The sequence below is a fragment of the Phocaeicola acetigenes genome, from assembly GCF_027529745.1.
Lineage (GTDB): Bacteria > Bacteroidota > Bacteroidia > Bacteroidales > Bacteroidaceae > Phocaeicola > Phocaeicola acetigenes.
The window spans coordinates 198006-214013 of record NZ_JAPZVM010000003.1 but is presented as its reverse complement, the minus strand read 5'-3'; the positions used below and the strand labels follow the sequence as shown (position 1 = coordinate 214013).

Annotated in this window: 12 protein-coding genes; 7 read left to right on the top strand and 5 right to left on the bottom strand. The window is 41.8% G+C overall.

The annotated features are described in order from the left end of the window. Window positions 1-24 precede the first annotated feature (24 nt). The 5 genes from speA to O6P32_RS05440 all read left to right on the top strand — a co-directional run bounded on the left by speA (window position 25) and on the right by O6P32_RS05440 (window position 4667). Window positions 25-1917: a biosynthetic arginine decarboxylase gene (speA, locus tag O6P32_RS05460; RefSeq protein ID WP_269877233.1), complete on the top strand. Its 1893-nt coding sequence runs from the start codon at window positions 25-27 to the stop codon at window positions 1915-1917. A gap of 82 nt (window positions 1918-1999) precedes the next feature. Further along, window positions 2000-2776 carry an acetylglutamate kinase gene (gene argB / locus O6P32_RS05455; RefSeq protein WP_269877231.1) on the top strand — a complete coding sequence of 259 codons (777 nt, stop codon included), beginning with the start codon at window positions 2000-2002 and terminating at the stop codon, window positions 2774-2776. A gap of 60 nt (window positions 2777-2836) precedes the next feature. After that, on the top strand, window positions 2837-3346 hold the full coding sequence (locus O6P32_RS05450; RefSeq protein ID WP_269877230.1) for an RNA polymerase sigma factor: 510 nt from the start codon (window positions 2837-2839) through the stop codon (window positions 3344-3346). Then, window positions 3336-3797 carry a hypothetical protein gene (locus tag O6P32_RS05445; RefSeq protein WP_269877229.1) on the top strand — a complete coding sequence of 154 codons (462 nt, stop codon included), beginning with the start codon at window positions 3336-3338 and terminating at the stop codon, window positions 3795-3797. Before O6P32_RS05450 ends, O6P32_RS05445 begins: the two co-directional genes overlap by 11 nt. Window positions 3798-3962: 165 nt before the next feature. Next, complete coding sequence (locus O6P32_RS05440) at window positions 3963-4667, top strand: M48 family metallopeptidase (RefSeq protein WP_269877227.1); 705 nt, start codon at window positions 3963-3965, stop codon at window positions 4665-4667. Between the two features lie 4 nt (window positions 4668-4671). Here the strand turns inward: O6P32_RS05440 and O6P32_RS05435 are convergent, their stop codons facing one another. After that, entirely contained in the window at window positions 4672-5736 is a 1065-nt protein-coding gene (locus O6P32_RS05435) for a M20 family metallo-hydrolase (protein ID WP_269877224.1), read from the bottom strand. A gap of 208 nt (window positions 5737-5944) precedes the next feature. On the opposite strand from O6P32_RS05435, the gene O6P32_RS05430 reads away from it, so the two are divergent. Both O6P32_RS05430 and O6P32_RS05425 read left to right on the top strand, forming a co-directional pair. Further along, window positions 5945-7750 carry an AMP-dependent synthetase/ligase gene (locus O6P32_RS05430; RefSeq protein ID WP_178266042.1) on the top strand — a complete coding sequence of 602 codons (1806 nt, stop codon included), beginning with the start codon at window positions 5945-5947 and terminating at the stop codon, window positions 7748-7750. Window positions 7751-7769: 19 nt separating this feature from the next. After that, a complete protein-coding gene (locus O6P32_RS05425; protein WP_178266043.1) occupies window positions 7770-8261 on the top strand; it encodes a peroxiredoxin family protein in 492 nt (163 codons plus the stop codon). A gap of 444 nt (window positions 8262-8705) precedes the next feature. Here the strand turns inward: O6P32_RS05425 and O6P32_RS05420 are convergent, their stop codons facing one another. The 4 genes from O6P32_RS05420 to O6P32_RS05405 form a co-directional block, all read right to left on the bottom strand. Continuing rightward, window positions 8706-10937 (bottom strand): GH92 family glycosyl hydrolase, encoded by a 2232-nt coding sequence (locus O6P32_RS05420; protein WP_178266044.1) that lies wholly within the window; start codon window positions 10935-10937, stop codon window positions 8706-8708. 146 nt (window positions 10938-11083) lie between these two features. Further along, window positions 11084-12055 (bottom strand): glycoside hydrolase family 130 protein, encoded by a 972-nt coding sequence (locus O6P32_RS05415; protein ID WP_178266045.1) that lies wholly within the window; start codon window positions 12053-12055, stop codon window positions 11084-11086. 27 nt (window positions 12056-12082) lie between these two features. Next, complete coding sequence (locus O6P32_RS05410) at window positions 12083-13462, bottom strand: MFS transporter (RefSeq protein ID WP_178266046.1); 1380 nt, start codon at window positions 13460-13462, stop codon at window positions 12083-12085. A 262-nt stretch (window positions 13463-13724) separates the two neighbouring features. Then, entirely contained in the window at window positions 13725-16007 is a 2283-nt protein-coding gene (locus tag O6P32_RS05405) for a GH92 family glycosyl hydrolase (RefSeq protein WP_178266047.1), read from the bottom strand. Between the last annotated feature and the right edge of the window lies 1 nt (window position 16008).

Sequence of the window (16008 nt, the reverse complement as noted above, 5' to 3'; positions counted from 1 at the left end):
AACGTAGTCTTTTTATGTTGTGAAATGAGAAAATGGCGTATTGAAGATTCTGAGGAACTCTACAACATTACAGGGTGGGGAGTTTCTTACTTTGGTATTAATGAGAAAGGTCACGTGGTGGTTACTCCCCGTAAAAATGGAGTGGCTGTCGACTTGAAAGAACTGGTAGATGAACTGCAGCTGAGAGATGTGACTGCCCCTATGCTGGTACGTTTTCCTGATATTCTGGATAATCGTATCGAAAAAATCTCAAACTGTTTTTCCATTGCTTCTGAAGAATATGGATATAAAGCACAGAACTTTATTATCTATCCTATTAAGGTGAATCAGATGCGTCCGGTGGTAGAGGAAATCATCAGTCATGGAAAGAAGTTCAATCTTGGACTGGAAGCCGGTTCAAAACCTGAGTTGCATGCTGTAATTGCAATTAATACCGACTCGGACTCTTTGATTATATGTAACGGGTATAAGGACGAAAGCTATATCGAGCTGGCTTTGTTGGCCCAGAAAATGGGAAAACGTATTTTCCTTGTAGTGGAAAAAATGAATGAGCTGCGTTTGATTGCGCGCATGGCCAAGCAGTTGAATGTACGTCCTAATATTGGTATCCGTATTAAACTGGCTTCTTCCGGTAGCGGTAAATGGGAAGACAGTGGAGGAGATGCCAGCAAATTTGGCTTGACTTCCAGTGAGTTGCTTGAGGCTCTCGATTTCATTGAGAAGAAAGATATGAAAGACTGTCTTAAGCTGATTCATTTTCATATTGGTAGTCAGGTTACAAAGATTCGTCGTATCAAGACTGCCTTGCGTGAGGCTTCACAGTTCTATGTACAGCTTCATCAGTTAGGCTTCCCTGTGGAGTTTGTCGATATAGGTGGCGGTTTAGGTGTGGATTACGACGGAACCCGTTCTGCTAACAGTGAAAGTAGTGTCAACTATTCCATTCAGGAATATGTAAACGACTCTATTTCAATTATGGTAGACGCCAGCAATAAGAATAATATACCTCATCCAAATATCATTACAGAAAGTGGACGTTCGTTGACTGCGCATCATTCTGTATTGATTTTTGAGGTGCTCGAAACAGCTTCTCTCCCAGAGATGGATGATGACTTTGAAGTGAGTCCCGATGATCATGAGCTGGTTCATGAACTGTATCAGATTTGGGATAACTTGAATCAGAGCCGTATGTTGGAGGCATGGCACGATGCGCAACAGATTCGTGAGGAAACATTGGATTTGTTCAGCCATGGTATTGTAGACCTGAAGACACGTGCGCAGATAGAACGTCTGTATTGGTCGGTGACACGGGAAATCAATCAGATTGCTTCTGGATTGAAACATGCTCCCGATGAATTCCGTAAACTGGATAAGTTGCTTGCAGATAAATATTTCTGTAACTTCTCTTTGTTCCAGTCGTTGCCGGATTCATGGGCTATCGACCAGATTTTCCCGATTATGCCTATTCAGCGTTTGGATGAACGTCCGGATCGTACAGCTACTCTGCAGGATATAACTTGCGACTCGGACGGAAAGATTGCCAACTTCGTTTCTACACGTAATGTATCGCATGATTTGCCGGTACATACTCTGAAAGGAAAGGAATCTTATTACATCGGCGTATTCTTGGTGGGAGCTTATCAGGAAATCTTGGGTGATATGCACAACCTGTTTGGTGATACCAATGCCGTGCACGTAAGTGTAAACGAAAAAGGATATTCTATCGATCAGATTATTGACGGTGAAACTGTAGCAGAGGTTTTGGATTATGTACAGTATAATCCGAAGAAACTGGTGCGTACTTTGGAGACATGGGTAACCAAGTCTGTAAAAGAAGGCAAGATTTCGCTTGAAGAAGGTAAAGAGTTCCTTGCGAATTATCGTTCCGGACTTTACGGATATACATATTTGGAATAAAATAGCAGTCGGAATGAAAGGATGATGAGTCTGCTCATTATAAAATCAACCTTTCATTCTGACTTTGTATTTGTTGTGGATTATGAAAGAAAAACTGACAGTGATAAAAGTAGGTGGTAAGATTGTAGAAGAATCTGAAACCTTGAATCAGCTTTTGACTGATTTCTCTACAATACCTGGCTATAAACTATTGGTACACGGCGGTGGACGTTCGGCTACCAAAATAGCTGCTCAACTGGGTATTGAAAGCCGTATGGTAAACGGACGCCGTATTACCGATTTGGAGACGTTGAAAGTAGTGACAATGGTATATGGAGGATTGGTTAATAAAAATATTGTAGCTGGTCTTCAGGCTAAGGGTGTCAATGCCATTGGATTGACAGGAGCAGATATGGATGTGATTCGTTCGGAAAAACGTCCGGTGAAAGAGGTGGATTATGGTTATGTAGGCGATGTGAAGGTTGTGAATGCTTCTGTATTGGCCAATCTGATTCGCCAGGGAATAGTACCTGTTATGGCACCTCTTACTCACGATGGAGCAGGTTCTATGCTGAATACCAATGCCGATACTATTGCCGGAGAAACAGCAAAAGCATTGGCTGAAGAGTTTGATGTGACTTTGGTTTACTGTTTTGAGAAAAAAGGAGTGCTGCGTGATGAAAACGATGATGATAGTGTAATTCCCGTTATTACTCCCGAATTGTTTGAGCAGTATGTATCCGAGGGGATTATACAGGGAGGAATGATTCCTAAACTGGAAAATTCTTTTTCGGCTGTAGAAGCGGGTGTCAGTCAGGTTGTTATCACACAAGCTTCAGCTATCCACAGGCAAGAAGGAACAGTAATTAGAAAAAAATGAAAAAAATAGACGGGTGGGTGTAACTTTTGGGTCATTCACCCGTCATTGTTATAGAAAGCAATGCAAGAAATCAGTTTTCGAAACGATATATTACCGCTGAAGGATAAATTGTACAGGTTGGCACTTCGTATAACACTGGACAGTGCAGAAGCGGAAGATATTGTACAAGATACCATGATTCGGGTTTGGAATAAGCGCGAGGAATGGAAACAATTCGAGTCTGTGGAGGCTTACTGTCTGACGGTTGCCAGAAACTTGGCAATAGACCGTAGTCAGAAGATGGATGCCCAGCATGAAGAATTGCTACCTGAAATGCAGGAGATTTCAGATGCGTTGCGACCTGATGAGCAATTGGAACAACAGGAACAGTTAACTCTGATTCACCGGCTCATCAATGATCTTCCGGAAAAGCAGCGTACAATGTTACAGTTGCGTGATGTGGAAGAAAAAAGCTATAAAGAAATTGCCGAGATTATGCACCTAACGGAGGAACAGGTAAAAGTAAATCTTTTTAGGGCACGGCAACGGATAAAAATAAAATACAATGATATAATAAGATATGGACTATAAGTATATTGAACAGCTGTTGGAGCGTTACTGGATTTGTGAGACTTCTATAGAAGAAGAGCAGATTCTCCGTTCTTTCTTCAAGCAAAAAGATATTCCTGTTCATTTGTTGCCTTATCGGTCATTGTTTATCTATCAGGAAGAAGAAAAGAAAGTCGGGTTAGGCGAGGATTTTGACCGTCGTGTATTGGCTGAAATAGAAAGACCTGTAGTCAAAGCCAAACATCTTAGCTTGCATTCCCGTTTTATGCCCTTGTTTAAGGCTGCTGCTGTAGTAGCGTTTCTTTTTCTGGTAGGAGGAGTGGTGAAACATTCTGTCAGTGAGGAGAAAGCAGGTGTTGTATATGTGTATGACGAATATGAACATCACCAGAAAACTCCACAAGTTGCGTATGAATCTGATACCTTGGCTATACCGATGGATATGTCTCAAGGATCGGATGTGGAGGAATAACGAAATAACATTTTCATTTGCTTTTATATATAATAGTTAGTGCTTAAAATTGTTTTAGAGGCTGTGAAGTTTCAATTCTCTCAAATTAAATTACTAACTCAATAAATTGGGAAAGGTTACCGCGTGAGCAGTAACCTTTCTTTCTTTATCTTTGTACTCATAATTATGGCAACTAAAAGAATCATACCCGATCCGGATTTCGGATATATCATACTCCGTTCCCGCCGTTTGGCTCGCAATATTACGATGCGTGTAAAGCCAGATGGGCTGTATGTTACCGTTCCTCCTTACAGTAAGACCGATAGAGTGATGGCTGTACTGTCTTCTTATAGAGAACGGCTGTTGGAAGATTTCCGCAAAGTAGCAGTGAAGAAGATTGACTTTAATTTTTCTATTCAATCTGAATGTTTTCGCCTGTCTTTGGTACCTAGTGACATGAAATGCTTCATGCTCCGACAAACGGAAGAGGGGATAAATATATGTTGTCCGCGTGATACTGATTTTTCGAAAGAGGAAGTTCAAAAGTTGGTGCGCAATGCCATAATCAGAGCCTTGAAAAAAGCAGCTGCTTCTTATTTGCCTCCTCTTCTTCGGTTCTGGTCCGAGCGCTATGGATTGCCTTATAAAAAAGTACGCATAACTGGTGCCCGAACCCGTTGGGGAAGTTGCACAGCTACGCGTACTATTAGTCTTTCCTGTTATTTGATGCTGGTACCTTCTAAGTTGATGGATTATGTGATTTTACATGAACTTGCACATACCCGTGAAATGAATCATGGGGAAGCATTTTGGACTTTACTTGACAGTATGACCGAAGGACAATCTCTTCGTCTGCGTGCTGAACTTCGTAAATTCCGTTTCCCTTTTTAATGTCTTAGAGTTCCAGTCCGTCTAAAATATCAATATAGGTTTTTATTGCCTCTTCTATTTCGCTGACTAAAATATATTCATCGGCTGTATGCGAACGGGATGATTTTCCCGGACCAATTTTAACCGAAGGGAAAGGCATTAAAGCCTGATCGGAGAGAGTAGGAGATCCGTATGGTACTTTTCCTAATTCAACAGCTCTTCTTACAAAGGGATGCTCAGGAGAAATGTGTGATGAATTCAAACGGAAAGAACGGGCTTTAGCCTCACAACTGATGTGAGTCTTGATTTCTTCTAATAGTTCGACGTTTGAATAGAATTCATTGCTCCGGATATCCACAACGAAAGTGCATAAATCAGGAATTACGTTATGCTGTGTACCGGCATTAACTTGTGTGACGGTCATCTTTACCGGTCCCAATAAAGATGATTCCTTCGGAAAACGGTAGCTACGGAACCAGTTGATATCATCGAGTACTTTGTAAATAGCATTTTCTCCTTCTTCACGTGCCGCATGTCCTGCTTTTCCTCGTGCAGTTACATCCAGTACCATTAATCCTTTTTCGGCAATGGCCGGATTCATCTCTGTAGGTTCTCCTACTACTCCCAAAGTTATAGGAGGCAGTTGTGGCAAAACGCTTTCTATTCCATTCTTGCCCGATACTTCTTCTTCGCATGAGGCAAGGAAGATGAGGTTATATTTTTGCTGGGTACTGCTAAGATAACGATAGGTCTGGAATAAAGAAACTACACTGGCACCTGCATCGTTACTTCCTAATCCATAAAGTTTACCATTATCCATTTTGGCTGTAAAGGGTTGTTTGCGCCATCCCTGGACAGGTTTTACTGTATCGATATGTGAATTCAGAAGAATGGTAGGACGGTTGATGTCGAACATCGGGCTGATACACCAAATGTTATTTCCCGAACGTCCAGTCATAATTCCGGTTGCTTCGATGTAGTTTTGTAGAAAGTCTGCCGCAGCTTCTTCTTCCCGGCTGATAGACGGAATACCAATTAGAGCTTGGAGTAAAGTAAGGGCTTCGGCTGTATAATAATCGTAATCTATCATAAAAATGCTTTTTTTTGATGAAGCAAAGATAATATTTTCTGTCTAAACATCTTGATGTTTAACGGTTATTATACAGTTGCATCTGCAATTAAAAAGTTGCGTGATATTGCTGTAAGTCATTGAATAAACGGAGAAAATAATATGCGGGCATAGTGGGTCATTCCAAATTAAACCATATCTTTGCAAAGAGATTAAATAAAAACAATAAATGAGCAATTCTTGTTTATCGCATTTGATTCATCACCAGGCAAAAAAATATGGTGAAAGAATCGCTTTAAAATATCGTGACTATGAAACAGAAAGCTGGATACCTGTTACATGGAATCAGTTTTCAGAGAGAGTATGGAAGGTATCGGAAGCCTTAATTGCATTGGGGGTTGAAGTTCAGGAAAATATCGGTATTTTCTCTCAGAATATGCCGGAATGTTTATATACAGATTTTGGAGCATTCGCTTGTCGTGTAGTAACTATACCACTGTATGCTACCAGTTCCGAATCGCAGGTACATTATATTTTGGAGGATGCATCAATCCGTTACCTGTTTGTGGGTGAACAATATCAGTATGATGTAGCTTTTCGTGTTCAGAACCTGTGCAAGACGCTGCATCGGATTATTATTTTCGATCCGAAAGTAAAACGAGCTCCTAACGATAATAATTCACTTTATTATACTGATTTCCTGAAGCTGGGAGAAGAAAAAAACTATAAGAATGAAGTCGAATCACGTACAGCCGCATCTACAGATACGGATTTGGCTAATATTCTATATACATCGGGTACCACCGGCGAATCAAAAGGAGTGATGCTTCATCATTCTTGCTATGGAGCTGCTTTTGAGGCCCACAACACTCGTCTTACTCGTTTGGGAGAAGACGATGTGATTATGAACTTCTTGCCATTTACTCATATTTTCGAACGTGCCTGGTCCTATTACTGTTTATATAGGGGATGTCAGCTTTGTATAAATTTACGTCCGCAGGATATCCAGAAAACAATTAAAGAGGTTCGTCCTACGGCTATGTGTAGTGTGCCCCGTTTTTGGGAAAAAGTCTATGCTGGTGTACAGGAAAAAATCAATGCAACTACAGGATTAAAGAAGAGTCTGATGCTGGATGCCTTGCGTGTAGGTAAGGAGCATAACATTGACTATCTGATGAATGGAAAGACTCCTCCTGCATGGTTGCATATGAAGTATAAATTTTATGAAAAGACCATTTACAGCTTACTGAAGAAAACCATTGGTATAGAGAACGGAAACTTCTTCCCTACAGCCGGAGCAGCTATTCCGGTAGCAGTACAAGAGTTTGTTCGTGCAGTGGGTATTAATATGATAGCCGGATATGGTCTGACCGAAACGACGGCAACGGTATCCTGTGAATGGCTGGATGATTTCCGTATCGGTTCTGTGGGCCGTCTGATGCCGGGACTGGAACTGAAGATTGGAGAAAACAACGAAATTCTGTTGCGTGGAGAAACAGTAACAAAAGGATATTACAAGAAAGAAGCCTTGACCCGCCAGGTGATTACAGAAGACGGATGGTTCCATACAGGAGATGCCGGTTATGTGAAAGACGGCTATTTGTATTTGACAGATCGTATTAAAGATTTGTTTAAAACATCTAACGGAAAATACATCGCTCCGCAGGCTATCGAAACAAAATTGGTCGTAGATCGTTATATAGATCAGATCTCTATTATTGCCGACCAGCGTAAGTTTGTCTCTGCTCTTATTGTTCCGGAATACGGACAGGTAGAAAAATATGCCAAAGACCATCATATTGCCTATACCGACCGGAAAGATTTGCTGCAGAAACCGGAGATTATCGAATTGTTTAAGATGCGTATTGACACCCTTCAGCAGGAGTTTGCCCATTATGAGCAGATTAAACGCTTTACCTTGCTGCCCGAGCCGTTTAGCATGGAGAAGGGAGAACTGACTAATACGTTGAAAATCAAACGTTCGGTTCTGATAAAGAATTACGCGGCAGAAATAGAAAAAATGTACGAAGAATAACCTTTAACCCAATTAAAAAATGAAGAAAGTAGTATGTATGTTGTGTCTGTGCATGACTGTATTGTTCGCTTTTGCACAGCAGAAAAATCAGTTTACCCACTTTGATATGATGGGAGCCGACGGTAAAATGCACAATACTTCCGAATATGTAGGAAAAGGAAACTATGTATTGGTAGATTTTTGGGCTAGTTGGTGTGGACCTTGTCGTGCAGAAATGCCGCATGTAAAGAAAGCTTACGAGGCTTTTAAAGACAAAGGTTTCGATATCTTGGGGGTATCGTTGGATAATAAAGAAGAAGCTTGGAAGGGAGCTATCAAACAGATGGAACTGAACTGGAATCATGTATCCGATTTGAAAGGTTGGAAGTGTGAAGGGGCAGTGATGTATGGAGTGAGAAGTATCCCTTATACAATGCTGATAGGTCCTGACGGTTCTGTAGTAGCAACTAATTTGCGTGGACAGGCTTTGTATAATAAGCTGGAAGAACTGCTTGGCGCTGAAAAGAAATAAGTATGCTTTTCAAAGTCATAAAAGCATGGTTCCTCTGATGAGGAAAAGAATACAGATAAGGTCATCTCAAGTTTATTTTGAGGTGGCCTTTCTTTTTGGCATACGGATTCTTTTCCCTCTGAAAAGCTCATAATCGTGTAATTTGCTGTTTTGTAGTTGATTTCTATAAATTGTACTTTAGTTCAAGTAAAGAGCGAAGTAGTTTTGTATGAAGGGAGTAGGTCATTCCTTTGCAGATATATTTTGTGGCAGGAATAGAATAGTGATGAGAGCGATAGAAAGTTTCATCCGCCGTCGTCGGTTGTCGGGGTGTCGCCGTTGGCCGTACAGCCGCCGTTGTCGATTGTGCATTCGACGTCGTCGAATGAAATAAGCTGATAAAAGAAAACAGCATCCCATGCTATTCCAGATGAGATGCTGTTTGAGTAAGTAAGCTAATTGCTGTTATTTCTTGTAGAACTGCAGTGTACCGGCTTTCACCAAATCGTTATGATTGATGCGGTATCCGCATTTCTTTCCACCCATTTCAATTGATCCGATATAATCGGAATCCTTTTCTTTGTTGACTGTTTCGATAACCAGCTTATCTGTTCCGTAATATTTCGGATCGAGTTTGATGGTTACTTTATCGAAGGTAGGCAATGTCAGTGTATATTCAGGTACACCCGGACAATCCGGATACAATCCCATCATACTGAAAATAGCCCAAGTAGACATTGTACCGGTATCATCGTTACCCGGAATACCGTCAGGCTTGGTGGTGAAATACTTGGCAAGCAGTTCTTTTACAGTTTTCTGTGTACGCCATTCTTCGCCCTTGAAGTAGCTGAACAAGTATGGATATGCGATGTCTGGTTCGTTAGCAGGATCGTAGTAGCCTTTGTCGAATACCATTTGCAGTTTGTTTACAAACTTCTTGTTGCCACCCATCAGCTTAGCCAAGCCTTTTATATCATGAGGCACGTAGAAGGTATAGTTCCAAGCATTACCTTCGTGGAATCCGGGACTCGGTTCAAAGTTTTCTCCCTGTTTCGGATCAAACGGTGAATAGAAAGTACCGTCGGGAAGGATAGGACGCAGGGTACCAAACTCTTTGCAATAGTAGTTTTTGTATCCCATGGCACGCTGGTAGAACAGTTTTGCATCTTCTTTCTTACCCAATGCCTTAGCCAGTGTAGACAGAGAGTAGTCGGCAATGTAGTATTCCAGTGCATGTGATACTGAATTGTCAAACTGTTCGCGAAGTGCTACGTAACCTTTCTGTGTATAGTCGTCGTTGTCCGGACGCATCAGGTTGTCTTTGCCAGGAAGTGTAGCCGACTTGTACATTGCTTCGTATGCCAGATTAATGTCGAAATCGCGGAATCCCTTCATCCAGGTATCTACGATAACCGGAATACTGGGGTCTCCTTCCATAGTCAGTGTTTCGCGTCCGTACAACTCCCATTTAGGCAGCCATCCGTGTTCGCGATACATATCCAGCATGGTATTGATCATGTCCATCTGACGTTCCGGATAAACCAGTGTCATCAGCTGATGTACGTTGCGGTAAGTATCCCAAAGAGAGAATACAGTATAGCGATTGCCTTTTGTAGTCAGGATTTTATCGCCTTCCATCTGCGGATACTGTCCGTTTACATCCTGCAAGATGTTCGGATGAATCAGGGCGTGGTATAAAGCTGTGTAGAATACAGTTTTCTGGTCTTTTGTTCCTCCTTCTACCAGGATACGGCTCAAATCATCGTTCCAGCGTGTACGGGCTTCCTGATGAATTTCTGCAAAGTGACGTCCGTGCTGTTCCTTGTCGAGGTTTTCTCTTGCATTTTCTATGCTGACAAAAGAAACACCCATTGAAACTTCAATCTGTTCACCTTCTTCAGTATCGAAAGTAAACCATGCGCCGATGTCATCGCCGGCAATGTCTTTATTGTATTTGGTGTACAATTTGTATTTGCCTTGATCCGGATCCCATTCAGCTTCCACTCCAGTCATAGGACGCTGTTTCTTCCAGTATCCCGAAGCTTTGGGAGCCTTGTTAATACGCATTACAAAGTAGATGGGGAATACAGCTTGTGGGTTGTAGCAGAATGTACCCATAAGTTTCATACCCTCTATTTCCTGATCGTTCACCTTACGCATGAAAGCACCGGTTTCGTTGGTCAGACCTTCACCCAAATTCAGAAGAATATTGCTCTCTCCTTTCGGGAAAGTGAAACGTGAAAGTCCGGTACGTGGAGTAGCTGTTGCTTCTGCCAGAATGTTATATTTGGTCAGTGAAATAGTATAATATCCCGGATTGGCATTTTCCTTTTCGTATTTGCTTCCGTAGTTATGATAGTCTACATCCAGTTTGCCAGTAGTAGGCATCAGCAGGAGCGATCCCAGTTCGGGGCAACCCACACCGCTGAGGTTGACGTGAGCAAATCCGGTAAAGAAACTATTGGTGTATTCGTACGGAGTTGACCACCAGCGGGCATCTTTATCGTAAGTATTTTCGTCGGAACCCATTACGTTGAACGGTACGACAGACATCAGACCGTTAGGGCAGATGGCTCCCGGATTGCAAGTTCCGAAATTCGTTGTTCCGATGAACGGATTCACATAATCGACCGGCTCTTGTGCCTGAAGTGTATTCAGGGTAAACAGGCAGGTCAGACCGAGTAAGAAATGTTTCATGGATAAGTTAGATTATATAATTATATAAAATTGAAAAAGAATAAAGCTGCCCAAATAGTCCGGATAGAAACCGGTCTACCTGATGCAGCTTTATTCTTAGGTTTTATTGATTTTTCAATGTGTACAATCGTACTTTATGCATTCATTTACACGATTGAGTGAGTTTTTACGAACTCAATGATTTCGTTGATGTAACCGAATGCCATACCTACTACAGTATCAGCTGCACCATAATATACGGCAACACGTTCGCCGTCCTGCAATGCAGCGCAAGGGAATACTACGTTAGGTACATCACCCTGCAGTTCGTAAGGAGCTGCCGGTGCCAGCAAGTAGTCGCGTGTACGGTACAATACCTTTTCCGGATTGTCTTTGTCCAGAATCACTGCACCCATTGAGTAACGGAAACCGTTGCAAGTAGTGATTACACCGTGATAGAACATCAACCATCCTGCTTCTGTAAGGAAAGGAACAGAACCTGCTCCAATCTTAGTACACTGCCATGCACTTTCAGGGAACGGAGTCACTTTCATTACGCAGCGGTGTTCACCCCAGTATTTCATATCAGGGCTATAGCTGATATAGATATCACCGAACGGAGTGTGACCGTTGTCGCTCGGACGGCTCAACATTGCATATTTGCCATTGATTTTCTGTGGGAACAATACACCGTTACGGTTGAATGGCAAGAATGCGTTTTCGCACTGGAAGAATTCTTCGAAGTCGAAAGTATAAGCGATACCGATTGTAGGTCCGTGGTATCCGTTACACCATGTAATCCAGTAGCGGTCTTCAATCCAAGTTACACGAGGGTCATATTTGTATTCAGATTCAATCATTTCTGTATTACCAGCCTTGAATTTGATAGGTTCGTGGCTGATATCCCAGTTGATACCGTCTTTACTGAAACCTACGAAGATGTTCATCTGTACAGCTTTGTTGTCGCAACGGAATACACCTGCGAATCCGCCTTTGAATGGAACAACTGCACTGTTGAAAATACTGTTTGATGTAGGGATGTGGTAACGTCCGATAACCGGATTCTTTGAGTAACGCCACATTACATCTTTACAACCTGCCGGGCGATCTTCCCAAGGCATAATAAAGTTTTCTGCCATAATTCTATTTATTTAATGGTTTATTGATTATTCTCTTTCTCCTTCTATCAATGTTCCGTCTGCATTATATTTGAATGGAACGAAATAAGTGATTAAAAATGCCGGGATAGTAGCAATGAGTACAAAGATAAAGAAAGGTTCATATCCTCCCGGTTTGTTGAACCATTCGCCCAACAATTCGCATACCCATCCGCTGAGCATTCCTGGAATCATTACTCCCAAGTTCATAATACCGGAAGCAAAAGCATAATGAGCCATCTGATGTTTGCCCGGTGCTACTTGTTGCATCATAAACAGGGTGAGGCCTACGAATCCGAAACCATATCCGAAGTATTCGAATACGATACCGCTACAGATAACAATTCCGTTTTCCGGCTGGAAAAATGCAAAGAATGCATATACTACGAAAGGTAAGTTGAAGATACAGCACAAAGAGAACAAAGTTTTCTTCAGTCCGCGTGCTGCAATATAGTATCCGGCCAGTAATGAGCCTAACACAAAGGCTGCAGCTCCGTATGTACCGTAATATAGTCCGATTTCTTTTTCGCTCAGTCCCAAACCACCCATATCTCTGCTTGCTTTCAGGAATAGAGGTACGATTTTCATCACAAAGCCTTCTGCAAAGCGATAGAGGATAATAAAGAACAAGTAGTAAACGATATGATGTTTCTTGAAGAAAGCAAGAAGAACATTGCCTAATTCAGACATGACTTCCTTTGTGCTACGTGCTTCCTTTTTTACATTATTGCTTCCGGAAGGTAGCATAAACATGTGATAAATGCCTAAAAGTACCATTACCACGCACAAAATAGCCATGATAATCATCCATGCTTTTTGGTTGGCTGATAAAACACTGGCTGCATCAGCACCAGCTCCACCACCATAGCTCTCAATCAGATAACCTGCCAGATAAACCAATCCACCGGTAGCAATGATTTTTGCAATATTATAGAAAGCTCCTTGCCATCCGATGTACTTGGCCTGTTCTTCTGTGGAAAGTTCACTCATATAGACTCCATCGCAAACAATGTCGTGTGTGGCACCGCTAAATGCAATAATGGCAAGTAAAGCGATTGCAATGCTGAAAAAGTGGGGGAGATTGAGTGAAAATGCTACCAGTCCGAAAGTGATACCTGTGATGAGCTGAGTAGCTATGACAAAGAATTTTTTAGTCTTGAAAAGTTCAAGGAAAGGACTCCATAAGGGCTTCAATGTCCAAGGAAGTAAGATTAAGGAAGTCCAGAATGTGATGAGTTTGTCTTCTACATTCAGTCCTTTAAACATTAATACTGTCACCATGTTGAGCACTACAAAGGGTAGCCCCATTGCAAAGTAGGCTGTCGGAACCCATGTAATAGGATTTCTTTTTCTTTTTGTTTGTTGAATTGTCTTTCCTTCTATTTTCATAGCATTAAAACTTTGTCTGCAAAATGTCATTAATTTGGTCTACAAATGTAAGAATTAATACTGAAATATTGAAAATAGAACTCTTGATTTTGTACTTTTTTATTGTTGTTCTTTTGAATTTTGATGTAGACAGATGCCCGTCTGCAATCTGCTTTGTGCCGAAAGGATTTGAAGAAACTTTGTCATAAAAAGAACAGCCCTTCCAATTCACTTCTTTGTGGAAAAATGAATTGGAAGGGCTGTTAAAATGAGGTGTGAAAGATTATTTCTTTAATTCATTGGTAAATGAATAAGGAGCATCTTCCGGAGCAATACCTCTTTCTTTATTTGGAGTATTACTCATGTTGATGTCGATAACTGCACCGTTCATGAAATCGGAGTGAGTAAAGTAATTTTTGGTGTACTCGTTTCCGTTTACTTTCATGTGCTGGATATAGATATTTTCCTTGCTGTTTTCCGGCGCGTTGATAACTACATTCTTTCCGTTTTCCAAATGGATGGTTGCTTTCTTGAACAAAGGAGCACCTACTACATACTGGTCTGTTCCCGGACATACAGGGTAGAAACCGAGAGCTGTAAATACATACCATGCTGAAGTTTGTCCGTTGTCTTCGTCACCGCAATATCCGTCAGGGGTTGCAGAATACATTCTATCCATTACCTGACGCAACCAGTATTGTGCCTTCCAAGGCTGTTTTGCATAATCGTACAGGTAAATCATGTGCTGGATAGGCTGGTTTCCGTGTGCATAGTTACCCATGTTCATTACTGTCATTTCGCGTATTTCATGGATTACCTGTCCGTAGTAGCTGTCATCGAAGATAGGCGGTACAGAGAATACAGAGTCGAGCATGTGGGTAAATACCTGGTCGCCTCCCATCAGGTCAATCAAGCCTTGAGGGTCGTGGAATACTGACCATGAATAATGCCAGCTGTTTCCTTCTGTAAAGGCATCTCCCCATTTCAGTGGTGAGAATGGAGTCTGGAAACTGCCGTCTTCATTACGTCCGCGCATCAAAAGACTTTCTTTATCGAACAGATTTTTGTAATTCATGGCGCGTTTTGCAAACAGCTTGAGTTCCTTTTTCGGACGTTTCAAGTCTTTGGCCAGTTGGTAGATACACCAGTCGTTGTATGCATATTCCAGTGTGCGTGCAGCGTTCTCGTTAATCTTTACATCGTAAGGAACATAGCCCAGTTTGTTGTAGTATTCGTATCCCAGGCGTCCGGTTGAAGAAACTTCCGGATGTACGTTTTCAGTTCCGTGAATCAGGCCTTTGTATAAAGTCTCCAGATCTTCAACCTTTACGCCTTTCATATAAGCGTCTACCAGTACAGATGCAGAGTTGTTGCCAATCATACAGCCGCGATGACCCGGACTTGCCCATTCTGGGAAGAAGCCGCTTTCTTTGTATGTGTTAATTAAACCTTCCTGAATTTCCTTGTTTACAGAAGGATACATCAGGTTTAGCAGAGGGAAGAGACAGCGGAATGTATCCCAGAATCCAGTATCAGTATACATATATCCTGGCAATACCTGTCCGTTGTAAGGACTGTAGTGTACCACTTTTCCCTGTGCATCAATTTCATAAAATTTGCGTGGGAACAGCAATGAACGGTACAGACATGAGTAGAATGTGCGGTATTGATCAAGGTTGCCGCCTTCTACATCAATCTTAGACAATACCTCGTTCCATGCTTCCTTGCTCTTTGCTACCAAAGTATTGAAGTTGTCGTTACCCAACTCCTTCAAGTTGATGAGGGCCTGCTCGTGGCTGATGAAAGAAGAGGCAATACGTGCATGTACAGTTTCACCTTTCTTGGTTGCAAATCCAATGATTGCTCCTGCATGGTTAGCCTGCTGTTCGACGCCGTTTTCTTTCAATGCTCCATCAGCTACAGTAGCCTTGTATGTAAACGGCTTGTCGAATTCAATTACGAAGTAGTTTTTGAAATTGTCGGGAACTCCTCCGCTGTTACGTGTAGAGTAACCGATGATACGATTGTGTTCCGGTTCGATTTTTACATATGAACCTTTGTCGAATGCATCTACTACGATGTACGAATGTTCGTTTTCCGGGAAAGTGAAGCGGAACATGGCAGCACGTTCGGTAGTAGTCATTTCCGTTACGATGTCGTGTTCTGCCAGATACACTTTGTAATAGTATGCCTTTACTTCTTCACCTTTATGCGCAAACCAGCTGGCACGTTTGTCTTCGTTGAATTCGGGTTTGCCGACAATAGGCATAATGGAGAACTGTCCGTAGTCGTTAATCCACGGACTTGGCTGATGGGTCTGCTTGAATCCGCGTATCTTGGTGGCAGTATAAGTATATTGCCATCCGTCTCCCATCTTTCCTGTTTGAGGAGTCCAGAAATTCATACCCCATGGTCTTGCAATTGCAGGATAAGTATTTCCGGTAGAAAGTTCAAAGCTCGACTGTGTTCCAACAAGCGGACTTACATAGTCAGCATAATCGGTAGTAGTCGCTTTCGCAAAGCTGAAAAAACCAGCTAACAAAATAAGTAATGATACTTTTTTCATG